This is a genomic window from Paraburkholderia sp. SIMBA_027 (assembly GCF_046535315.1).
Taxonomy (GTDB): Bacteria; Pseudomonadota; Gammaproteobacteria; order Burkholderiales; family Burkholderiaceae; genus Paraburkholderia; species Paraburkholderia tropica.
Map to the genome: position 1 here is coordinate 186,130 of NZ_JAWRWY010000010.1, position 20,130 is coordinate 206,259.

The 20,130-nt window shown below is 66.7% G+C and carries 22 protein-coding genes; 11 read left to right on the forward strand and 11 right to left on the reverse strand.

Annotated elements, in window-relative coordinates:
• Window positions 1-328: 328 nt before the first annotated feature.
• On the reverse strand, window positions 329-970 hold the full coding sequence (locus tag SB764_RS20160) for a LysE family translocator (RefSeq protein ID WP_065059117.1): 642 nt from the start codon (window positions 968-970) through the stop codon (window positions 329-331).
• A gap of 441 nt (window positions 971-1,411) precedes the next feature.
• On the opposite strand from SB764_RS20160, the gene SB764_RS20165 reads away from it, so the two are divergent.
• Entirely contained in the window at window positions 1,412-1,624 is a 213-nt protein-coding gene (locus tag SB764_RS20165; RefSeq protein ID WP_110326245.1) for a hypothetical protein, read from the forward strand.
• A 166-nt stretch (window positions 1,625-1,790) separates the two neighbouring features.
• On the opposite strand, the gene SB764_RS20170 is transcribed toward SB764_RS20165, so the two are convergent.
• Both SB764_RS20170 and SB764_RS20175 read right to left on the reverse strand, forming a co-directional pair.
• Window positions 1,791-2,198: a hypothetical protein gene (locus SB764_RS20170; protein ID WP_065059119.1), complete on the reverse strand. Its 408-nt coding sequence runs from the start codon at window positions 2,196-2,198 to the stop codon at window positions 1,791-1,793.
• Window positions 2,199-2,351: 153 nt separating this feature from the next.
• Window positions 2,352-3,254 carry an aldo/keto reductase family oxidoreductase gene (locus SB764_RS20175; RefSeq protein WP_410864546.1) on the reverse strand — a complete coding sequence of 301 codons (903 nt, stop codon included), beginning with the start codon at window positions 3,252-3,254 and terminating at the stop codon, window positions 2,352-2,354.
• A gap of 177 nt (window positions 3,255-3,431) precedes the next feature.
• On the opposite strand from SB764_RS20175, the gene SB764_RS20180 reads away from it, so the two are divergent.
• On the forward strand, window positions 3,432-4,388 hold the full coding sequence (locus tag SB764_RS20180; RefSeq protein WP_176080265.1) for a LysR family transcriptional regulator: 957 nt from the start codon (window positions 3,432-3,434) through the stop codon (window positions 4,386-4,388).
• Between the two features lie 43 nt (window positions 4,389-4,431).
• Here SB764_RS20180 and SB764_RS20185 read toward each other — a convergent pair whose 3' ends face one another.
• On the reverse strand, window positions 4,432-4,935 hold the full coding sequence (locus tag SB764_RS20185; protein WP_065059121.1) for a GAF domain-containing protein: 504 nt from the start codon (window positions 4,933-4,935) through the stop codon (window positions 4,432-4,434).
• Window positions 4,936-5,074: 139 nt separating this feature from the next.
• Here SB764_RS20185 and SB764_RS20190 point away from each other — a divergent pair, with 139 nt between their 5' ends.
• On the forward strand, window positions 5,075-5,374 hold the full coding sequence (locus SB764_RS20190) for a serine hydrolase (protein WP_321866439.1): 300 nt from the start codon (window positions 5,075-5,077) through the stop codon (window positions 5,372-5,374).
• Window positions 5,375-5,420: 46 nt separating this feature from the next.
• On the opposite strand, the gene SB764_RS20195 is transcribed toward SB764_RS20190, so the two are convergent.
• Window positions 5,421-5,876, reverse strand: coding sequence for a LysR substrate-binding domain-containing protein (locus SB764_RS20195; protein ID WP_410864549.1), 456 nt, complete (start codon window positions 5,874-5,876; stop codon window positions 5,421-5,423).
• Window positions 5,773-6,072, reverse strand: a complete 300-nt coding sequence (locus SB764_RS20200) for a hypothetical protein (RefSeq protein WP_074984952.1) — start codon at window positions 6,070-6,072, stop codon at window positions 5,773-5,775. The genes SB764_RS20195 and SB764_RS20200 overlap by 104 nt, the downstream gene beginning before the upstream one ends.
• 182 nt (window positions 6,073-6,254) lie before the next feature.
• Between SB764_RS20200 and SB764_RS20205 the strand changes: the two genes are divergently transcribed.
• The 3 genes from SB764_RS20205 (at window position 6,255) to SB764_RS20215 (ending at window position 8,759) form a co-directional block, all read left to right on the forward strand.
• On the forward strand, window positions 6,255-6,911 hold the full coding sequence (locus SB764_RS20205) for an HAD family hydrolase (RefSeq protein ID WP_410864551.1): 657 nt from the start codon (window positions 6,255-6,257) through the stop codon (window positions 6,909-6,911).
• Between the two features lie 122 nt (window positions 6,912-7,033).
• The gene (locus SB764_RS20210) at window positions 7,034-7,960 is read left to right on the forward strand and encodes a LysR family transcriptional regulator (protein WP_124261295.1); all 927 of its coding nucleotides are present in this window, start codon (window positions 7,034-7,036) and stop codon (window positions 7,958-7,960) included.
• 76 nt (window positions 7,961-8,036) lie between these two features.
• A complete protein-coding gene (locus SB764_RS20215) occupies window positions 8,037-8,759 on the forward strand; it encodes a DUF4410 domain-containing protein (RefSeq protein ID WP_080180475.1) in 723 nt (240 codons plus the stop codon).
• A 32-nt stretch (window positions 8,760-8,791) separates the two neighbouring features.
• Here the strand turns inward: SB764_RS20215 and SB764_RS20220 are convergent, their stop codons facing one another.
• The 4 genes from SB764_RS20220 to SB764_RS20235 form a co-directional block, all read right to left on the reverse strand.
• Window positions 8,792-9,496, reverse strand: a complete 705-nt coding sequence (locus SB764_RS20220; protein WP_110326229.1) for a glutathione S-transferase N-terminal domain-containing protein — start codon at window positions 9,494-9,496, stop codon at window positions 8,792-8,794.
• Window positions 9,497-9,633: 137 nt separating this feature from the next.
• A complete protein-coding gene (locus SB764_RS20225; RefSeq protein WP_065059127.1) occupies window positions 9,634-9,957 on the reverse strand; it encodes a cupin in 324 nt (107 codons plus the stop codon).
• Between the two features lie 56 nt (window positions 9,958-10,013).
• Window positions 10,014-10,784, reverse strand: coding sequence for a hypothetical protein (locus SB764_RS20230; protein WP_074984946.1), 771 nt, complete (start codon window positions 10,782-10,784; stop codon window positions 10,014-10,016).
• 79 nt (window positions 10,785-10,863) lie between these two features.
• Window positions 10,864-11,811, reverse strand: coding sequence for a LysR family transcriptional regulator (locus SB764_RS20235; protein WP_410864554.1), 948 nt, complete (start codon window positions 11,809-11,811; stop codon window positions 10,864-10,866).
• A 138-nt stretch (window positions 11,812-11,949) separates the two neighbouring features.
• Between SB764_RS20235 and speB the strand changes: the two genes are divergently transcribed.
• The 5 genes from speB (at window position 11,950) to SB764_RS20260 (ending at window position 19,255) form a co-directional block, all read left to right on the forward strand.
• A complete protein-coding gene (speB, locus tag SB764_RS20240; protein ID WP_065059130.1) occupies window positions 11,950-12,915 on the forward strand; it encodes an agmatinase in 966 nt (321 codons plus the stop codon).
• A gap of 65 nt (window positions 12,916-12,980) precedes the next feature.
• The gene (locus tag SB764_RS20245; RefSeq protein WP_110326226.1) at window positions 12,981-13,436 is read left to right on the forward strand and encodes a nuclear transport factor 2 family protein; all 456 of its coding nucleotides are present in this window, start codon (window positions 12,981-12,983) and stop codon (window positions 13,434-13,436) included.
• Window positions 13,433-14,923, forward strand: coding sequence for an aldehyde dehydrogenase family protein (locus SB764_RS20250; RefSeq protein ID WP_410864556.1), 1,491 nt, complete (start codon window positions 13,433-13,435; stop codon window positions 14,921-14,923). Before SB764_RS20245 ends, SB764_RS20250 begins: the two co-directional genes overlap by 4 nt.
• Window positions 14,924-15,055: 132 nt before the next feature.
• The gene (locus SB764_RS20255) at window positions 15,056-16,519 is read left to right on the forward strand and encodes a purine-cytosine permease family protein (RefSeq protein ID WP_065059168.1); all 1,464 of its coding nucleotides are present in this window, start codon (window positions 15,056-15,058) and stop codon (window positions 16,517-16,519) included.
• 381 nt (window positions 16,520-16,900) lie between these two features.
• A complete protein-coding gene (locus tag SB764_RS20260) occupies window positions 16,901-19,255 on the forward strand; it encodes a peptidyl-prolyl cis-trans isomerase (RefSeq protein WP_410864558.1) in 2,355 nt (784 codons plus the stop codon).
• 106 nt (window positions 19,256-19,361) lie between these two features.
• Here SB764_RS20260 and SB764_RS20265 read toward each other — a convergent pair whose 3' ends face one another.
• Window positions 19,362-20,075, reverse strand: coding sequence for a dienelactone hydrolase family protein (locus SB764_RS20265; protein WP_205996052.1), 714 nt, complete (start codon window positions 20,073-20,075; stop codon window positions 19,362-19,364).
• Window positions 20,076-20,130 lie beyond the last annotated feature (55 nt).

The following is a 20,130-nucleotide window of genomic DNA, read 5'->3' on the forward strand; positions in this document are numbered from 1 at the left end:
AAAAAGCACTTGTGGGCACGCAAACGTTTCATTCCGACGATTCAGCGCCGAGGCTGCATTTTTCGTCGGCTCAAAAGCGTTCGGTAAGGGACGAGCACATGGACGGATGCCCCGATCCGCATTGGTCTGCGTTGGTCGCTTCCCTGTTGGACGCGCTCGATGCCGGAGCGAGGCGTCGGCAGGATGGGGGAGAAAGACGGCTGCTGCGGGGCGGAGATTTTGCGCTTTTCCACAGGACCTGCGGAGCCGCATGGCGCCGTGTGGGAAGAACTTCGATTCGCGGAAAGGAGCGGTTTTCCGCTCCGCTTCCGTTTCCGCTTCAGCCGAATTACTGCCGCATCAACGCCATCATCGCGCCGAAGCCGACGAATACGCCGCCCGTCACGCGATTGAACGCCTTCGCCACGCGGCGGCTCTTGAGCGTCGCGCCAATGCGCGTGCCGAAGCCCGCGTACACGAGATACCAGCTCACTTCGCAGACCGCGAAGGTCGCCACCAGCACGCCGAACTGCGGCAGCGTCGGGCGGCTTGCGTCGATGAACTGCGGCAGCAGCGCGGCGGCGAACAGGATCGCCTTCGGATTGCTGCTGGCCACGAGGAAGCCATTGCGGAACAGCGTGGCGGGCGAGCGCGCCGGGCGGGCGGCGAGCGTTTCGGCTTCAGCGTTGCTGGCGGCGTGTTCTTCGACGGGCGCGCCCCAGGCCTTCACGCCCAGGTACACGAGATAGGCTGCGCCGATGAAGCGCAGCACGTTGAACATCGTCGGCCAAGCCTGCAGGAACACCCCGAGCCCGGCGGCGGAGACCGCGAGCATCAGCACGAGCGCGGACAGGCAGCCGCCCATGGTCGCGCTCGTGCGGCGCAGGCCGTACTGGGCGCCGTGCGACATGATCAGCAGCATGTTGGGACCGGGGATGGCACAGACGACGAAGACCGTGGCGAGGAAAAGCCACCAGGTATGCAGGTTCATTGCGACGGCGGACGTAAGAAAAAAGTAGGCGAAACGTCGATTATGCCAGTGCGCGCGCGTCCACAGCGACCGGTCTCTGGCCGGCATCTGGCCAGTCATGGACCGATTCCGGGGCCGCAAAAGAAAAAAGCCCGCGATGAAGGCGGGCTTGAACCACGTCGATAGAGACATGGAGGAGACGAATCCAGTATAGGCAGGGCTTTGGCGAGGATCAATATTTGTCTGCGGATTCAACCGTTAACCATTGTTAAACAAGGAGATTTATGATTGCTCTGCCAGTCGGTCGCGCCCAGAATGCATCAACGCCGATGCTCGGCGAGCGTGGTGAGCGCAATGGGAGAAAGGTGCGGCGGCAACGGTGTCTGTGCGGCCCGCATCTCGACAGGCAGGCAGCAGGGATGGACAGCAGTGATCGGAAATCGGGCAAACCGGAGGGGTCAAATGGGCATTCTGGACAAGTTGGGTGAAGTGGCTGGCGCGGTGGCCGCGGTGGAAGCGGCCGAGAAAGTCGATCCGAACGCGGGCTTTTTGACGAAGGCGGCCGCCGCGGTCGCGGGCTTCGAAGGCGCGGGGGCGCTCGAGAACATGGTCGAAAAGAAGGAAGATGAAAAGCAGGCCGACGACGACGCGGCCGCCACGGATTCGCAAACCTGAGCCGGCGCAGGCGAAGTTTCCGCCTTGATGCATCGGTGATGCGCCGTGATTCACGGCAGCCGGGAGTGACAAGCGCTCATGCGCCGCGGTCTTCGGGCCGCGGTTTTTTTATGCGCAATCGATGCGTCAACGTTGCGTCATCTTCGATCGACCGGATTAGCGGCGCTCACTGCTTCACGAAAACAAAATCGCAATGCCGCGTGGTGGTGCGCTGGCCGCTGCCCGAAGCCGCGTCGAAATGCGCGCTCACTTCGTACGTGTACGGCGTGCGCGGCTGCGGATGACCGACCGCATACGCGGGCGCATTCGTGAGTCCATTCGCCATGAGCGTGGAGGAACCGTCGGGCTCGATCTTGCCGTCGAGCGTGAGCCAGCCGCCTCCGTCCTTCACGCCATGTTCGCCATGCAGCACGCCCTGCACCACGGTGGCGGGGAATTGCCAGGTATAACTCAATGTATTGTCAGGCGCGGTCGGGCAATTGAGCGTGACGTTCCACGCGCCGTCGAAGGGACCCGCGGCCTGGGCGTCGAGTCCGTAACCGAGTGAAACCGCGCAGGCGCCCAGTATCGCCATACAGCTTGCCGTCCTCGATCTGATGCGCAGCGTGTTCATCGCCGCTTCTCCGGTTTCGCGCCGTCATCGCGCCAAACCGTGTCTCACGCAAGGCGCATTCCCGCGTGCACGCTCACGCGGGTCGCCTTGATTCATCCGATCAGCCCTGGCGATTCACGCAGACGGGTTGCCGATCGCATCGAGTTTCGCGAGCACGTCCGCGCTCAGTTCGAGATCCGGCGCGCGCAGGTTTTCGCGCAGATGCGCACGCGACGACGTACCCGGAATCAGCAGAATATTGGGCGAACGGTGCAGCAGCCAGGCGAGCGCGACGCTCATCGGCGTGGCGTCGAGTGATCGCGCGAGGGTCGAGAGCGCCGTCGACTGGATCGGCGTGAAACCGCCGAGCGGAAAGAACGGCACCCACGCGATGCCGCGCGCGGCGAGCGCGTCGACGAAGGCGTCGTCGGCGCGATTGACGAGGTTGTAGTGGTTCTGCACGCAGACGATGGGCGCGATGCGCTCGGCGTCGGCGACCTGTTTCGCGGTCGCGTTCGACAGGCCGATATGACGCACGAGGCCGCGCTCGCGCAGGCGCGCGAGCCTTTCCATCTGCGGTTCGACCGGGCCTTCGGCGGGCTTGTGCACGTCGCCCATGATGCGCAGGTTCACGACGTCGATCGCGTCGAGCCCCAGATTGCGCAGATTGTCATGCACGGCGCGCTCGATGTCGTCGGGATCGTGCGCGGGCAGCCAGCCGCCCTGGTCGTCGCGCACGGCGCCGACCTTGGTGACGATCGTGAGGCCGGCGGGATACGGATGCAGCGCCTCGCGGATGATCTGGTTCGTCACGTGCGGGCCATAGAAGTCGCTCGTGTCGATGTGGTTCACGCCGCGTTCCAGCGCCTCGCGCAGCACCGCGACGGCCTCCGCGCGGTCCTTGGGCGGCCCGAACACGCCGGGGCCGGCGAGCTGCATGGCGCCGTAGCCCATGCGGTTGACCGTGCGGCCGGCGAATTCGAAGGTGCGGCTCGGGGTGGTCTGCTGGCTGGTCTGCGGGGTGGTCGGCTGGGTCATGGCGTTCTCCTCGAAAAGGGATGGCGCCAGTATGGACTGAGTCGCGTTGGTGGATAATCCCGTCAGATCCGCACGGGTTGTGCAAAATTTTGCACAATGGCGCATGGGCGCCCCCATCAAACTGTCCGCGCCGCATTCCGCTTTTCTCGACCCGATTCGTCCCGATTCGACCTCATCATGACGCGCGAAACCCGACCGCAAGGCCATCCGGCCCTCGAAATGAACGATCTGGCCGCCTTCGTCGCCGTGGCGCGCGCGGGCGGTTTCCGCGACGCCGCGCGCGCCGGCGGCGTCTCGCCGTCGAGTCTGAGCACGGCGGTGCGGCGGCTCGAAACCCGGCTGGGTCTGCGGCTGCTGAACCGCACGACGCGTAGCGTCGCGCCGACCGAGGCGGGGCAAAGTCTGCTCGACACCATCACGCCGCTGTTCGCCGAGATGAAGGCCGCGCTCGACGTGCTCAACGGCTATCGCGACCGGCCCGCGGGCGTGCTGCGGCTGAACGTGCCGGCCAACGTCGCGCGCAGCGTGCTGCCGCCGATTCTCGCGGGCTTCGCGCGCGCCTATCCCGAGATTCGCGTGGAAGTAGTGGTGGAAGACGGTTTCGTCGACGTGTTGCAGGCGGGCTGCCACGCGGGCATTCGCTACGACGAGCGGCTCGAACAGGACATGATCGCGATTCCGATCGGGCCGTCCGTGCAGCGCTTCGCCACGGCGGCGGCGCCGGACTATCTGAAGGCGCGCGGCGCGCCGGCGCATCCGCGCGATCTGCTCGACCACGCCTGTCTGCGCGTGCAGTTTTCGGGCGGGGCGATGGCGATCTGGGAGTATCAGCGCGACGGCGAGACGGTGCGTCTCGATCCGCCGGGGCCGCTGGTGGTGAAGCCCGCGGCGGCGCTCGATCTGGCGATCGAAATGGCGCTGCGCGGGGCGGGCGTGGTCGCGATGTTCGAGGACATGCTCAAGCCGCATTTCGCGAGCGGCGCGCTGGTGCCGCTGCTCGAGGACTGGTGGCCGCAGTTTTCCGGGCCGTTTCTCTACTACCCGGGGCGGCGGCATCCGCCCGCGCCGCTGCGCGCTTTCGTCGACTTTCTGAAGTCGGGCGCCGAGGCAGGCGCGAATACTTCGTCATCCTGACGAGATATCCGCGCGGGGCAAACGCGCGGGGAAAGCGCAGCGTTTAGCGCGCGGCGCGCGTCCAGCCGAATTCGATGAACACGCGGCACAGCTCGGCCATGCCCTTGGCGTCTTCGTCGTCGAAACGCGCGAGGTGCGGGCTGTCCACGTCCCACACGCCGATCAGCGTGCCGTCCGCCGCCACGAGCGGCACCACGATTTCCGACTGCGAAGCCGAATCGCAGGCGATGTGGCCCGCGAACGCGTGCACGTCGGGCACGAGCTGGGTCTCGCGCGTCTGCGCCGCCGTGCCGCACACGCCCTTGCCGAGCGGAATGCGCACGCAGGCGGGCTTGCCCTGGAACGGGCCGACCACGAGTTCCTTGCCGTCGAAGAAGTAGAAACCGGCCCAGTTCAGCCCGTCGAGCGAGTGGTAGACCAGCGACGAGAAGTTCGCCGCGTTCGCGATCGCGTCGGTTTCGCCTTCGATCAGCGCGCGCGCCTGGGCGGCGAGCGTGGCGTAGAGCGCGGGTTTGTCGGCGGGAAGGGAGTCGGTGAGCGAAAACATGGTGTGTCGAGCCTGGTGAATCTGGGGTGAATCCGGGAATGAAGCGGCGCACAGCGCGCCTGCGAGGGCGCCAGTTTAGGCCAGATCGGGGGTTTTTGCTCGATTGGGCCCGATTGTCGGGGGCGGCGGTGGGGCCTTTGTGACCTTGCCGTGGGCGTTACCGCGCGCGGTCGTGCGATCGGTGCGGGCGATTCTGCTCGGCGATGTGCTGCGCCAGCCGTCGCGCGAGCAACACGAACGCTGGATGGTCGCGAGTACGCCGGGGCGCAACCGCATTCGCGCGGCACTGCCCGCGGACTGGCTGGCGGGCGATCGTCCCGGCACCAGTGTGGAGGCGCAGACCAACGACTACGCGATCGTGCGTCCGCTGGGCCGCGCGCCGCCGCTGGTCGCGGCGTATCGCGGTGGACATGCCGCACCGCGGGGCGGTGCGGCTTGAGGCGCGAGGTGAACGAGCGTGGATAACACGGCGACACCGCCCGCAATCAGACGACTGCGTGCGCTTCGAGCGTTTCCGCGAGATGGTGGGCGAACGCGCGCACGCGCGCGCTCATATCGTGTCGCGACGGATAGACGATAAAGAGGCCGGTTTCCGCAGCCGCTTCGCCGCCTGTTTTCACTTCGATCAGCGTGTCTCGCGCGACGTCGTCCTCGCACAGATGCGACGGCAACGCGGCCTCGCCCGCGCCGCACAGCGCGAGTTGTCTGAGCAGTGCGAAGCTGTTCGCCCGTGCGGCACGACGGTTTCTTTCGCGCGATGGCGGCGTTGCCGGTGCCGCACGCACTCGCCGCCGTGCGGCGCGTGTGCGCGCAATACCGCCAGGAGATCGTCGGGGTTTAAGGCTTTTCGGCGCGCGTCTGGCGCGCGTTCGCGCGACCCGCTTCGTCGGCGATATCGAGCGCCTTGCGTTCGCGGCGCTCCTCGTTGCCGCGCCGCGCACGCATGCGCTGACGCGAGAGCACGCTGATGATCTCGCCCGTGCTGGCGTTGGCGGGAATCTCGTTGCGGATGACGTTGGGCACCATCGGCAACCCCTGACGCTGCCGGCGCAGCGCCTGCGAAATCGCGCGGCGGCAGTCGTCGCCGTGGCAATCCCACTCGTCGCGCAGCTCTCCGCAGTATCGGCATTTGTCCATCGGTTCAGTTTACCCGGAATCGGCGCGCGCTTTCGGGGCGCGACCACGTGACCCCGCCACGTAACCACGCGACTACGCGCAGGCAAGCGCTGCGTGCGCCCGCCGACGCAGCGCAGCAATCGGCGCACGCGCGCGCCCGGCGCGGCGCTATCATCGGCGATGACTCGAAGCGGGAGCGGCCCATGGCAACGAAAACGTCAGCGACAGCGACGACGGCGCAAAGCGGCAACATCGGCACGGTCCTGTTCGACATGGAAGGCGTGCTTTCGCACTACGACCGCGACGCGCGCGCGGCACATCTCGCGGCGCTCACCGGCGCGACGCCCGACGCGGTGCGCGCCGCGATCTGGGATTCCGGCCTCGAAGCGCGCGCCGATGCCGGCGAACTCGCGCCCGATGCCTATCTGCGCGCGCTCGGCGAACTGCTCGGCTGCGCAATGGACCGCGCGACCTGGCTGGCGTCGCGGCGCGCGTCGATCACGTCCAACGACGCCACGCTCGCGCTCGCCGCGCGCGCGGGCGAGCGCTGCCGCATCGCCGTGCTGACGAACAACGGCAGTCTCGTCACCGATCACCTCGACGCACTGAATCCGCCCGTCGCGCGTCTGTTCGGCGGGCGCGTCTATGGCTCGGCGCAATTCGGCGCGGTCAAACCCGCCGCGCGGACCTACCTCGGCTGCGTCGAGCATCTCGGCGCAGCGCCGCATGAAACCCTCTTCATCGACGATAGCGACGCGAACGTGCAAGGCGCGCTCGACGCGGGGCTGCACGCCTGTTTGTTCGTCGATACCGGCACGCTCGAGCACGACCTGCGCCGCTTCGGCGTGTTGCACGACTGAAAGCAGGCACGAACGCCTGCGCAAGCGCAGCTTCAGGGTGGATCCGGCTTGAGCCGGGTGCGTTTCGCGACTACGCTCGGACATTCAAAAAACGCATTCTCACCGATGGGAGCTTGCAAGGCATGCATGACCTGAGTGTCCGGCGTTTGAGCCACGTGGTGGCGCTCGCGGAGGAGCGCAGCTTCGCGCGCGCGGCCGAGCGCGTGCATCTGAGCCAGCCCGCGCTGAGCCGCAGCATCCAGGCGATCGAAGAGGAACTCGGACTACGCCTGTTCGACCGCGCGGTGCGCGGCGTGGCGGTCACGCAGGCGGGCAAGGCGGTGGTGGAGCGCGCGCGGCGCGTGCTGTTCGAGGCCAGTTGCCTGACGCGCGACGTCGAACTGCTCAAGTCGCACGAAGCGGGCGAGGTGCGCATGGGCCTCGGGCCGTATCCGACGATGGTGCTCATGCCCGACCTGCTGGTGGCGTTGTCGCGCCGTCATCCGGCGGTCGAGATGAAGGTGTCGGTGAATCAGGGCATGCAGATGGTCGAGATGCTGCTGGCCGAACAGCTCGACTTTCTCGTCACCGACCGGCGCGTGCTGCCCGACAATCCCGCGCTCGCCATCAAGTCGCTCAAGCGGCACGACGGCGGCTGGTTCGCGCGCGCCGGGCATCCGCTCACGCGCCGCGGCGCGGTGAGCACGGCGGTGCTGCGCGACTTTCCGCTGGTGTCGGTGCCGCTGCCGCCGTTCATGCGCGCGGCCGTGCATCGGCTCATGAAGATCCGCTCGCACGAGTCGATTGGCGTGCAGCTCGAATGCAACGATCTGCAGGTGCTGAAGTCCTTCGTCGAGCAGACCGACGCCTTGCTGTTCGGCACGGTGTCGTCGGTGCGGCGCGAGCTGGCGGCGGGCACGATCGAGCGCATCGAGGTGGCCGATTCGCCGCGCATGGGGCTCGATATCGCGCTCGTGGTGCTGGCCGAGCGCACAATGTCGCCGGCGGGCGAGGTGGCCGTCACGCTCGCTCAGGAACTGCTCGCGGATGCGCAGAAAGCGAACGTCTGAGCACGGCCGGCACGCAGAAGGAAATCGTCGCGCGCCGCGACTATGATGGACGCATCGTCCATCGCCGGAGTGTCCGATGAGCCTGTCCGCACGGCGTTCTACCTGGCGTTCTGTGCTCGCCGCGCTGTGGTTCGGCGCGAGCGTGGTTGACTCGCAAACTCCCGCTTACGCGCAAACTCCGGCGACTGCCGAAGCGGTGCAGTCCGCCGTCCCCGCGACCGCGCCGCTCGTCTACGTAAGCGATTTCGAACTCGACGCCTCCAGCGTCACGACCGATCAGAATCCCGTCGATCAGGCGCGGCGTCTCGCGGGCGGTTTGCTGCCGAGGCCTTTGCCGCGTCTGCGCGGCGAGGATCCGCAGGCGAAAGCGCGCGACATCGTCGAGGAGATGGCGTCGACGCTGGTCGCCGACCTGCGCCGCGCCGGTGTCGATGCGCGCCGACTCGCGGCGGGCGCGCCCATGCCCGCACAAGGCTGGCTCGTGCGCGGCGTGTTCCTGCAGGTGGACGAGGGCGACCGCTTGCGGCGCGCGATGGTGGGCTTCGGCTCGGGCGCGAGCGAGGTTCAGCTGGCGGTGGCCGTCGACGATCTGGCGACGCACGCGCCCGCGCCGCTCTATCAGGTGATCGACGCGCAGTCGAGCCACAAGACGCCGGGCGCGGGGGCGGCCATCGCGCTCAATCCCTACGTGGCCGCCGCGAAGTTCGTGATCGCGCGCGGCGATCAGCGCCTGACCGTGGAGCGCGCGGCGGGACAGGTTGCCGATACCGTGGTGGCGCGCGTGAAAGCCGCGCCCTGAGTCATGCCGCGACGCCGCAGAAAAAGCCGCGTTCACACGCGCTTCGGAATCTCCAGCCCGCGCTGCACCGCAGGACGCGCGACGAATGCATCGAGCACGCGCTTGACGTTGCTGAACGAGTCGAAGCCCACCAGATCGCCCGCTTCGTAGAAGCCGACCAGATTGCGCACCCACGGGAACGTGGCGATATCGGCGATCGAGTAGTCGTCGCCCATGATCCACGTGCGGCCCGCGAGGTGCTGGTCGAGCACATTGAGCAGACGTTTCGACTCGGCGACGTAGCGGTCGCGCGGACGCTTGTCCTCGTACTCCTTGCCCGCGAACTTGTGGAAGAAGCCGAGCTGGCCGAACATCGGGCCGATGCCGCCCATCTGGAACATCACCCACTGGATCGCTTCGTAGCGCGCCGCGCCCGAGCGGGCGAGGAGCTGGCCGGTCTTGTCGGCGAGATAGATGAGGATGGCGCCCGATTCGAACAGCGGCAGCGGCGCGCCGTCCGGACCGTTCGGGTCGAGAATCGCGGGAATCTTGTTGTTCGGATTCAGCGAGAGAAACGCGGGTGACAGTTGATCGTTGGCGTCGAAGCGCACGAGATGCGGCTCGTACGGCAGGCCCAGTTCTTCCAGCATGATCGAGACCTTCACGCCGTTGGGCGTGGGCAGCGAATAGAGCTGGATGCGCTCGGGATGCTGCGCCGGCCATTTTTCGGAGATCGGGAAGGTCGAAAGTGCGTTCATGCTTTTCCTCTGAGTGGTCTTGTCGTGTCGATCGGTCTGGCCGTGCGACGAAGGCCGCCTAGTGTAGAAGAATTACGGCAAGCGCGTTGGGCGTGTCCTGATTCTTGCTCGATCCTTGCCGTTGCGCGTGACGGCGTTCACACGCTGCCTTCCTTCTCGATCACGAGAATGCGCGCCGCGCCGCGCGGATGCGCCACGTGTTCGCAGCCCACCTGCGCATAAAACACGTCGCCGGTTTCGAGCACGGCCACGTGTTCCGACACGCCGGTTTCGCTGCGTTCCCGGTAGTGCATGTCGACAGTGCCGTCGAGCACTGCGAACACTTCCTCGCCGTCGTTCACATGCCATTTGTACGGCTGGTCGGTCCAGTGCAGACGCACGGTCGTGCCGTTCAGATTCGCGATATCGAGCGCGCCCCAGGCGCGCTCGGCGGTAAAGCTCTTGCTGCGGATGATCTTCATGAGGGAGCACGAAAACAAGGGATAAAACGCGGCGCGCGATGCTGGATGCTGCGCGTTTAATGTTGCGCCGGCAACGACTGCTGAAAGCTGATCAGATTGAGCGGCGCAACGCGGATGAGGCCGCCGCGCGGGCTGTCGATATCGGCGATCAGGGTCAGCGACAGCGAGACCGTGATGGGCAGCACGAACAGCAGAATGCGCTTGCCGCTCCTGCCGCGCGCGCCATAGCCCTGCATCAGATTGCTGAACAGCGCGATGATGATCATCAGTATCCATGCCGCCACGGGAATGCGGTTGATCCACGCGGCCTGCGTATAGCCCTGGGTGTTGATGACGTCGTTCATGCCCGCCACCACGAGCGCCGTGACCGGATTCGGCTGCGCCGCCGCCGCGTCGCGCACGCCGTTCCAGAGCTGCGTTTGCAGATCGGCGGTCGTGCGGTTGATTCGCGCGAGGGCGTGGCTTTCGTGCGTGGTGTAGTAGAGCACGCGCGTCTCGGTGTACTTCGCGAGCAGCGCTTTGAGGTTCGCCGCGCCCGCGCCGCCGATCAGATCCGCGCGCAGATATTCCGTGCCGATCGCGTTCGCTTCTTCCTCCTCCAGATTCTTGCGCTGGTCGTAGCGGCCCACCGCCATCGAGAGCGTGAAGCCGATCAGCAGCGCGAGCAGCGTGAGCGTGGCGCCTTGCACGACGTTGTAGTTTTCGCGCGCCTCCTCGGAGAGCGGGAAGCGGCGGTCGAGCACGACCGCGCCGAGCGCGGCGGCCAGCGGCAGGCAGACAATCAAGGTGACGAAGAGATACGCGGGATGCTGAAGGTATTGCGTCATGGTGGCTCCGAGTGGCGTGAGTCGAAGGCGCGTGAACGGCAATAAACGTTGGCAGGCAAGGCGGCTGGGTGGAGCGATTCTACGCGTTTGCCGCGTCTTCGCGCTCGACCTCGTTCAGATGCACGGCGCGCAGATCCTCGATGAATGCGCGCTGAATGTCGCCCGCGTTCGTCATGCGCCGCGTGACCATATGGAAGGTCACGTCGTAGCGCAGCGCCGAGGGATTCACGGCGCGCAGCAGGCCGCCGTCGACATAAGGCTTGGCGAAATGCACCGGCAGATAGCCGAGATGATGGCCCGAGAGGATCAGCAACGCGACGGCTTCCATGTTGTCGGCGATGGCGGTCACATTGCGCTCGTGCGTGGAATGCTGCGCCTCCGGCAGCGGATAGCTGCGCCACGCCCACTCGCACGCGGCGGCTTCGGCGGCCCCCACGTCGCCCGGTTGGTCAGCGTGGGCGACGCGCCCGAACAGCGCGTGGCGCGCGCCGCAATACGCGTACTGGCGCTCGATGAACAGCGAGGTGTAGTCGAGGCTCGGCACGCGGTGCCAGAAATAGCCGATCGCGATATCGACCTTGCCGTTGAGCACCTGCTCCTCCAGTTCGCCCGGCGAGCGGATCTGGATGTTGAAGCGCACGGCCTGGTCGCGCTGGCGAAAGCGCGCGATGGCGTCGCTGATGCGCGCGTTCTGGCTGAACGGCGTGTGGCCGATCAGGCCGAGATTGAGTTCGCCGACGAGCTGGCGGTCCATATTGGCCGCTTCGGCGCAGAACGTATTGGTGGCCATCAGCAGCCGCCGCGCCGACATCGCGAAACGTTCACCCTTGGCCGTGAGTTTGAAGCCGCCGCGCCCGCGCTCGCAGAGCCGGAAGCCGAGCCGCGTTTCCAGCGAAGCGAGCTGCGTGCTGATCGTCGATTGCCCGACGTTGAGCGCGGCCTGCGCGGCCGTCAGCCCGCGCGCGTCGACCACGGCGAGAAAAACGCGGATCAGCCGCAGGTCGAAGTCGGTCAGGTTGGCCAGCATGCTTCAATCCTCACATTGATGCGAATCGATGTAAACATCATCAGGCCGTCATTTTATCCGTATTTTTTTCCCTCTAGCATTGCCAGCATTGGGTTTCATCCCACTGCTCCTATCGATGTTTTCAGGGTTTATACGGATATGAACGACTCGCAACACACCCCGCTGAACCAGCCGCTTTCCGGTAACGCCATGCCGCGCTTCGGCGGCATCGCTTCGATGATGCGTCTGCCGATCGCCGACACGAGCGCGGGACTCGACGCCTGTTTCGTCGGCGTGCCGTTCGATCTGGGCACCTCGAACCGCAACGGCGCGCGCCTCGGCCCGCGCCAGATCCGCGCCGAGTCGGTGCTGCTGCGGCCCTATAACATGGCGACGCGCGCCGCGCCGTTCGACTCGCTGCAGGTGGCCGATATCGGCGACGTGGCGATCAATCCGTTCGACATCCACAAGGCGATCGCCGATATCGAAACGGCCTACGACGGCATCATCGCCGGCGGCTGCAAGCCGGTCACGCTGGGCGGCGACCACACGATCGCGCTGCCGATCCTGCGCGCGATGCACAAGAAGTACGGCAAGGTCGGCGTGGTCCACGTGGACGCGCATGCCGACGTCAACGACACCATGTACGGCGAGAAAATCGCCCACGGCACGCCGTTTCGCCGCGCGGTGGAAGAGGGCCTGCTCGATTGCGACCGCGTGGTGCAGATCGGTCTGCGCGGCACCGGCTATCATGCCGACGATTTCGACTGGTGCCGCGATCAGGGCTTTCGCGTGGTGCAGGCCGAGGCGTGCTGGAACCGCTCGCTCGAGACGCTGATGAAGGAGGTGCGCGAGCAGATGGGCAACGGTCCCGTCTATCTGAGCTTCGATATCGACGGCCTCGATCCCGCGTTCGCGCCAGGCACGGGCACGCCGGAGATCGGCGGACTCACGGTGCCGCAAGGTCTGGAAATCATTCGCGGTTTGCGCGGCCTGAATCTGGTGGGCGCGGATCTGGTGGAAGTCTCGCCGCCGTACGACCCGCAAGGCACCACGGCGCTGCTGGCCGCGAATCTCGCCTTCGAAATGCTGTGCGTGCTGCCCGGCGTGGCGTATCGCGCCTGAGCGATGTCGATTGATACGGCATCCGAAATGATTCAAAGATGACGCCAGTTCCCCGGAGAGCAAGCATGAGCGAGACCCCGACTTCCACCGAGACCGCCGTTCTGGCCGCCGCCGATGCGCTGATCGCATCGTTCGCGCGCCACGACCGCGACGCCTATTTCGCGGCCTTCGCGCCGCACGCCAGTTTCGTATTTCATCACGTGAGCGAAGCGCTGCCGATGCGCGCGGCCTACGAGGCGCTGTGGCGTCAGTGGGAACGCGACGACGGCTTCGCCGTGCTCGGCTGCGAGTCGAGCGGGCGCGCCGTGCAGTGTCTCGGCGACGTGGCGATCTTCACGCACAACGTGCGTACGCAGGTAAGCACGCACGCGGGCCGCGAGACGCTGGTCGAGCGCGAGACGATCGTGTTCGCGCGTGAAGGCGCCGGCTGGATCGCCGTGCACGAGCATCTGTCGCCGCACGCCTGCGTGGCCGTGCAGCACGACGTGAACGAAGCGAACGCGCTGGAGGTTTCCGCATGAAGCGCGAGACCGTAGTCGCGGCCGTGGAGCCGGGCGTATTCGTCGATGGCGAATGGCGGCATGGCGAAGGCGCGCCGCTTGAGCTGATCGATCCGTGCAGCGGGCAACCGGTTGCGCGCGTGTCGGCCGCGAGCGCCGCCGACGTGGACGCCGCCGTCGCCGCTGCCGCGCGCGCCTTGCTCGGCTGGCGCAAGACGCCCGTGACCGTGCGCGGCGAGCTGCTCGAACGCATCGCGCAAGGCATCGAAGCGCGCAGCGTCGAACTGATCGACCTGCAGATGCAGTGCAACGGCAAGCCGCGTTTCGAAGCGCAGCTCGACGTGAGCGACGCGGCGGCCACGTTCCATTACTACGCGCAGTTGTGTCGCGATGGCGGCGTGGCCACCACATCGACGGTCGCGTTGCCCGACCCGGGTTTCGACGCCGAAGTGCGCCACGAAGCCGTGGGCGTCTGCGCGCTGATCGTGCCGTGGAATTTCCCGCTCGTGACAGCCGCGTGGAAGCTCGCGCCCGCGCTGGCGGCGGGCTGCACGGTCGTCATCAAGCCGTCCGAACTCACGCCGCTCGCCGAACGCGCGCTGGCCGACATCGTCGCGTCGGCGGGCGTGCCCGCGGGCGTGGTGAATCTGGTCGCCGGCGCGCGCGAGGTGGGCGCGCATCTGGCCGCGCATCGCGGCGTCGCGAAGGTCTCGTTCACGGGCAGCACCGCCGCCGGGCAAGCCGTGATGCGCGCCGCCGCCGAGCGCATGCAGCGCGTCTCGCTCGAACTGGGCGGCAAGTCGGCGCTGATCGTATTCGACGACGCCGATCTCGACGAAGCCGTCGAACTCGCTTTCAACGGCGCGTTCTTCAACGCGGGGCAGATGTGTTCGGCGACCTCGCGCGTGCTGGTGGCGCGAGCGCTGCACGACGCGTTCGTCGAGCGGCTCGTGGCGCTCGCGCGCGACGCGGTCGTCGGTGCGCCCGGCGATGCCGACACACGCGTGGGACCGCTGATCAGCGCGGCGCAGCGCGAGCGCGTGCTCGGCCTGCTCGCGCGCGGCAAGGACGAAGGCGCGCGCGTGCTGTGCGGCGGTGCGCTCGCGCGTCCAGGCTTCTTCGTCGCGCCGACGGTCTGCGCGAACGTCGCGCCCGACAACGTGCTCTGGCGCGAGGAAATCTTCGGCCCGGTCGCACTGGTGCGTGCGTTCGATACCGAATACGAGGCGATTGCGCTCGCCAACGACAGCGACTACGGACTCGTCGCCACGGTCGTGACCGCCGACGCCGAACGTGCCGCGCGTGTCGCCGACGCCTGCGAGTCGGGCGTCGTCTGGGTGAACGCGCCGCAAGTGATCTTCCCGCAGACCGGCTGGGGCGGGCGCAAGCTCAGCGGCATCGGCCGCGAACTCGGACCCTGGGGCGTGCGCGCCTATCAGGAAATCAAGCATGTCATTCGCGCGCGTCCGGCTGGCGCGCCGCCATTGTCGCCGTCGCTGCAACCGTAATAACGAACCCGCCGTCAACGCCATCGCTCGCGCGCGTCGCGCGCGCGGGCAGGCGCACCCCACAGGAACAGACAGATGAACACTGACAACGTCAACGGTTGGGCGGCCGACGGGGCCGAACCGCCACGCAGCATGGAAGCGCCCGGCGCCGCCGTGCCCTCGAAATGGCGCAAGATCGAAGTGCGTTCGATCGACTACGTGCCCGCGCACGAACGCCACGGCAGCGTGGCGGGACAAGGGCCGTTCTGGTTTCTCGGCAACTTCCAGTTCTTCACGATCGCCATCGGCTTCGTGGGTCCGAGCATGGGACTGTCGCTCGGCTACACGATCCTGTCGGGCGTGCTCGGCATTCTGTTCGGGACGCTGTTCATGGCGTTTCACGCGTCGCAGGGCGCGCATCTCGGCCTGCCGCAGATGATCCAGTCGCGCGCGCAGTTCGGCTATCGCGGCGTGGTGCTGATCCTGATCGCCACGCTGTTCACGTTCATCGGCTTCAACGTGGTCGATACCGTGCTGATGGCGAGCGGCGTGAAGGGCATCTTCGGCTGGTCGCCGACGCTCGTCACCATCGTCACGGCGCTGATCGCGCTGGCGCTGGCGATCTACGGTCACGACTGGCTGCATCGCGTGTTCAAGTGGCTGCTGGTCGCGAGCCTGCCGCTCTATGTGCTGCTGACGCTGTGGATCCTGTTCGGCGCGGTCGGCGTGAAGCCCGGCATCGTGCACGCGGGCGGCTTCTCGCTCGTTGCATTCGCCGCGCAGTTCGCGGCCAGCGCGAGCTACAACATCACCTATGCGCCGTATGTGTCCGATTACTCGCGCTATCTGCCGCGCGATACGAAACCGCGCGCGATTATCGCGGCGGTGTTCGTCGGGGCGTCGGCGTCGGCGATCTGGCTGATCGCGCTCGGTGCGTGGCTCGCGACGCGTCTGGGCGCGTCGGACGGTCTCGTCGCGCTCTACGATGCGGGCAACGCGATGTTCCGCGGCTTCGGCGTGCTGATCTCGCTGGCGTCGGTGGGCGCGATGGTCGCGACGATGGGCCTGAACGCCTATAGCGCGATGCTCACGGTGGTCACGGCGGTCGATTCGTTCAAGCCCGTGAAGCCGACGCAAACCGTGCGCGTGGTGACGGTGCTCGCGCTCGGACTTGTCTGGGTGGTGATCTCGCTGTCGCTGTCGGGTAACGCCATCGACATTCTGTTCGCGGCGCTCACGATCATGCTGTATCTGCTGGTGCCCTGGACGGCGGTGAATCTGGTCGATTACTTCTTCGTGCGCCGCGGCCACTACGCGATCACGCAACTCTTCACGCCGCGCGGTCTCTATGGCGCGTGGGGCGCGCGCGGGCTGATCGCCTACGCGGTGGGTTTTGCCGCGACGGTGCCGTTCTTCGTGCTGCCGGGGATTTATACGGGGCCGCTGGCCGCGCGCATCGGCGGCGTGGATGTGGCGTGGGCGGTGGGGCTTGCGGTGTCGGCGCTCGTGTATCTCGCGCTGGCCCGCTCGATCGACGCGCAGGGCGAGCGCAAGGCTGTCGCGCAGAGCGAGCGGGAGATTGCGGAGCTCGATCAGGCGATGACGCGGAGGAGTTGAATCGAATTGAAGCGGTAAAACGAGCGCGGCGCACGGTTTTTTACGTGCGCCGCGCTCGTTTTGTGGTGTCGGTTTGTCCTTGTAGAACGGTGTGGCGTGGAGAGTCGAAATGCGGAAATTCATCGCCGGAGGCAGCGAAGTCGACGTGATATGACGTGCCCCAGGGTCACGAAGTGACTGTGACAATTCTTGACGAATGTGCTTGTAAGGCGGTGTTAGATTCGCGCTCCAAATCGATCTGCGTGGATTTCAACGAGCATGAAAGCCGAAGCACGACTCAGGAGACAGCTGGCCCCGCAGCATGTTGCGCGTGATGCGCGACGCTTGACAGGCGCGGCCGGAACAAGCGAAAGCTTGCGCGAGACAAGACGTCCGATATGGATGCGGGCGACCGCCGCGATCATGACGGTGGTGATGTACTTCACGCCTGCGATGCTGCTGGCGGATCAGGCTGCGCACGCCGCGCCGCCGATCGTCGATCCACGCGCGCCGGTCCAGTTTCAGCCAACGATAACGCAGACGGGCGCGGGCGTGCCCGCCGTCAACATCACTGCGCCCAATGCGGCGGGTCTGAGCGTTAATCAGTATTCCTCATTCGGTGTCGACGCGGGCACCGGCCTGGTGCTGAACAACAGCCTCGTCTCCGGTACGCCGCTGCTCGGCGGCGCGCTTGGCGCGAATCCGAACCTCGCGGGTCGCACGGCAACGACGATTCTCAATCAGGTGACGTCGACCGCTCCGGCGATCCTCGCCGGGCCGCTCGAAGTGTTTGGCTCTCCGGCGAGCGTGATCGTCGCCGCGCCGAACGGCGTGAGCGTCAGCGGCCTGTCGTTGACCAACGCGCCGGGGCTCGTCCTGACCACGGGCGTGCCGCAGTTCATCACCGGCCCGGGTGGTGCGGCGGCGAGCTTCGCGAACGCGGGCGCGGTCGCGTTCGCCGTGTCATCGGGCAACGTCAGTATCCATGGAGCGCCGGGCTCGACGGGGGCGAACGGTCCCGGCGCGGGCATCGAAGGCACGGTCGGCAACATCGATCTGATCGGGCAGTCGGTCAGCCTCAACGCGCCGCTCTACGCGAACCAGGCCGTCAACGTCGTCACCGGCAACCAGACGGTTACGCCGACGCCGGGTTCGACCGGCTCGGCCTACTGGACGTCGAACGTCGTTGCGGGGCAGCCCGGCGCGGTGGCCGTCGACGCGAGCGCGTTCGGATCGGTTACCGCAGGGCAGGTGTTCATCGTCTCGACCGCCGCAGGCCAGGGCGTCAACCTGCAAGGTCCGCTCGCCGCGACGGCGGGCAACGTCAGCGTCAGCGCGGCGGGCGATATCGTCGTCGGCAAGACCTTCGGCAGCGAGAACGTCACGCTGGCGAGCGGCGGGAATGTCTCGATCAACGACACGGGCCTCGCGAACCAGAACTACATCAAGCTCGCAGCGCCCGGAACGGTCACGCCGCTCTCGACCTCGTCGTCGGTCTCGGTGCAGGGCGGCGCGGGGCAGATCGTCGCCGGTCATGACGTCAATCTCTCGGGCGGCGATCTGACGAACGCCGGATCGATTGCCGCGACGAACAACGTCAACATCACGTCGAACAGTTTTACGAACCAGGGCACCAACGTCGGCACGATGACGACGACGGCCGGTTGCGCGGCGGGTTACAGCGCGGGCTGCGCGACGCTCTCGACCACGAACCCGAACTCGGAAAGCTACAGCTACCAGCAGACCAACGCGAACGTCACGGCGGGCAACGATATCGTCGTCGGCACGAACGCGCTCGCGAACACCTACGGGAATCTCGTCGCGGGACATGACGTCGTGATCGGCGGCGCGGGGACGAGCGCGGGCAGTACGACGCAGGCCGCGAGCGTCACGAATACCTCGGGCGCGATTACCGCGCCGATGCTCTGGTACGTCGAGCAGACGGTCCCGCAGCCGGGCTGTACGGCGACGGGCAACGCGAGCTGCCCGACCGTTCAGGCGCTCATGCCGCAGGTGCTGCTGCCGCAGAACTGGGCGAGCGTGAGCGCGGACGGCGAGATCAGCGGGACGAACGTCGCGCTGAATTACGCGAACAGCATCCTCAACACGGGGACGGTGACCAGCGGACTGATCGCGCGTGAAGTGTTGCGCCAGGGCGCGGAGAAAGCGCATTACGACCAGAAGCCCGAGGTGAAGCAGGCGCCGGCGCAGGCGAAGATCGACACCGAGGTGAGGCTCTATCTCGCGGACCACGTGCATCCCGACGCGGTGACGGACGCGCAGGTTCGCTCGCGCTACGACGCGCTCGTCGCGTCGCTCGGCAAGGACGAATTCAAGGCGCGCATCATCACCGTCGGCGACGAGGCGACCGCCCGGAAGGTGCTCGCGCAGGTCAAAGCAGGTGAGCCGTTCGACGCACTGGCGAAAGCGTATAGCGTGGCGGCGACCGGGGCGCAAGGCGGTGAAATGCCGTGGATGAGTTTTCCGGTGCCGGCGGCGGAGGGCAAGACTCAGGGACTTCCGCTGCCGATCGCGCGCACAATCGCGCAATTGCCAGCAGGCGGGATCACACCGCAGCCGGTCCAGATCGGTAACGCATGGGTGATCGTGAAGCTGGATGCAAAGCGTCCGACGCAGATTCCGCCGTTCGAGCAGGTGAAGGACACGGTGAAGGCGCAACTCGAGGTGCTGGCGCTGCAGAAAGCAGCGGCGGCTTTCACCGCAGCGCAGATTCGCGGCGCGACGATCCAGCAATGAGGTGAGTCGCGTCCCGTCTCTTTGTGGGACCATCGCGCGGCGCACGTTCGAAAACGTGCGCCGCGCTTTTTCCATGCTTTCAGCCAGCGGCTACACGCCGCCGCGCTCAGCCCTGCTTCCAGAGCGTGCGGCCCCAGAACGTCAGCGTGCGGTCCCACGCCTGCTGCGACCAGACCGGATCGAATTGCGTGTGCGCGATGCGGCCCGGGCCGACGGCCTCTTCGTTCGCGAACGCGTGATAGGCGAGGTAGCGATGGAACTCGACGTTCACGCCGCCGTCCTTGAGCTTCTTTTCCAGTTCGTCGACGGTCTCGACCTTGAAGAAGCCGTCCTGCGTGCCCCAGTGGCCCAGCACCGGCGCGGTGATCTTGCTCGCGTCGAGGTACTCGAGCGGAGGGAAGCCGTACCACGTCACCACGCCCGCGAGATCGGGAATCTGGTTGGCGGCCAGCAGCGTGAGCGCGCCGCCCATGCAATAGCCGGTCACGCCGATGCGGTCGGTCAGCGTGCGCAGATGGTCGACCGCGCCGCGGATGTCCTGCGAGGCGGCGTCGCCGAAATCGAGACCCGTCATCAGGTGATGCGCTTCTTCTTCCTCGACCGTGCTCTTGCCGCGATAGAGGTCGGGCACGAGCGCGTAGTAACCGGCTTGCGCGAGACGGTCGGCCACGCCGCGAATCTGGCCGTTCAAGCCCCACCATTCCTGGATCACGACGATGGCGGGCGCGCCCTCCGTTTTGGCGGGCGTGGCCAGGTAGCCTTGCAGCGCTTTGCCGTCGGGGCGGTTGAAGGAAATCATGGAGCCGGTGGTCTTTGTCATAAGGCGTTCCTTGAGGGTTCGGTGAATCGGTGAGGAATCGTTCGAAGGCGTTCGA

What these genes read in the sequence shown, in the direction of transcription:
- SB764_RS20160 (WP_065059117.1), bottom strand. Translation starts at nt 970, where the DNA reads ATGAACCTGCATACCTGGTGGCTTTTCCTCGCCACGGTCTTCGTCGTC.
- SB764_RS20210 (WP_124261295.1), top strand. Translation starts at nt 7,034, where the DNA reads ATGCATGACCTGAGTGTCCGGCGTTTGAGCCACGTGGTGGCGCTCGCG.
- SB764_RS20175 (WP_410864546.1), bottom strand. Translation starts at nt 3,254, where the DNA reads ATGACCCAGCCGACCACCCCGCAGACCAGCCAGCAGACCACCCCGAGC.
- SB764_RS20255 (WP_065059168.1), top strand. Translation starts at nt 15,056, where the DNA reads ATGGAAGCGCCCGGCGCCGCCGTGCCCTCGAAATGGCGCAAGATCGAA.
- SB764_RS20205 (WP_410864551.1), top strand. Translation starts at nt 6,255, where the DNA reads ATGGCAACGAAAACGTCAGCGACAGCGACGACGGCGCAAAGCGGCAAC.
- SB764_RS20220 (WP_110326229.1), bottom strand. Translation starts at nt 9,496, where the DNA reads ATGAACGCACTTTCGACCTTCCCGATCTCCGAAAAATGGCCGGCGCAG.
- SB764_RS20225 (WP_065059127.1), bottom strand. Translation starts at nt 9,957, where the DNA reads ATGAAGATCATCCGCAGCAAGAGCTTTACCGCCGAGCGCGCCTGGGGC.
- SB764_RS20265 (WP_205996052.1), bottom strand. Translation starts at nt 20,075, where the DNA reads ATGACAAAGACCACCGGCTCCATGATTTCCTTCAACCGCCCCGACGGC.
- SB764_RS20165 (WP_110326245.1), top strand. Translation starts at nt 1,412, where the DNA reads ATGGGCATTCTGGACAAGTTGGGTGAAGTGGCTGGCGCGGTGGCCGCG.
- SB764_RS20215 (WP_080180475.1), top strand. Translation starts at nt 8,037, where the DNA reads ATGAGCCTGTCCGCACGGCGTTCTACCTGGCGTTCTGTGCTCGCCGCG.
- SB764_RS20170 (WP_065059119.1), bottom strand. Translation starts at nt 2,198, where the DNA reads ATGGCGATACTGGGCGCCTGCGCGGTTTCACTCGGTTACGGACTCGAC.
- speB (WP_065059130.1), top strand. Translation starts at nt 11,950, where the DNA reads ATGAACGACTCGCAACACACCCCGCTGAACCAGCCGCTTTCCGGTAAC.
- SB764_RS20250 (WP_410864556.1), top strand. Translation starts at nt 13,433, where the DNA reads ATGAAGCGCGAGACCGTAGTCGCGGCCGTGGAGCCGGGCGTATTCGTC.
- SB764_RS20230 (WP_074984946.1), bottom strand. Translation starts at nt 10,784, where the DNA reads ATGACGCAATACCTTCAGCATCCCGCGTATCTCTTCGTCACCTTGATT.
- SB764_RS20185 (WP_065059121.1), bottom strand. Translation starts at nt 4,935, where the DNA reads ATGTTTTCGCTCACCGACTCCCTTCCCGCCGACAAACCCGCGCTCTAC.
- SB764_RS20200 (WP_074984952.1), bottom strand. Translation starts at nt 6,072, where the DNA reads ATGGACAAATGCCGATACTGCGGAGAGCTGCGCGACGAGTGGGATTGC.
- SB764_RS20245 (WP_110326226.1), top strand. Translation starts at nt 12,981, where the DNA reads ATGAGCGAGACCCCGACTTCCACCGAGACCGCCGTTCTGGCCGCCGCC.
- SB764_RS20235 (WP_410864554.1), bottom strand. Translation starts at nt 11,811, where the DNA reads ATGCTGGCCAACCTGACCGACTTCGACCTGCGGCTGATCCGCGTTTTT.
- SB764_RS20260 (WP_410864558.1), top strand. Translation starts at nt 16,901, where the DNA reads ATGCGGGCGACCGCCGCGATCATGACGGTGGTGATGTACTTCACGCCT.
- SB764_RS20180 (WP_176080265.1), top strand. Translation starts at nt 3,432, where the DNA reads ATGACGCGCGAAACCCGACCGCAAGGCCATCCGGCCCTCGAAATGAAC.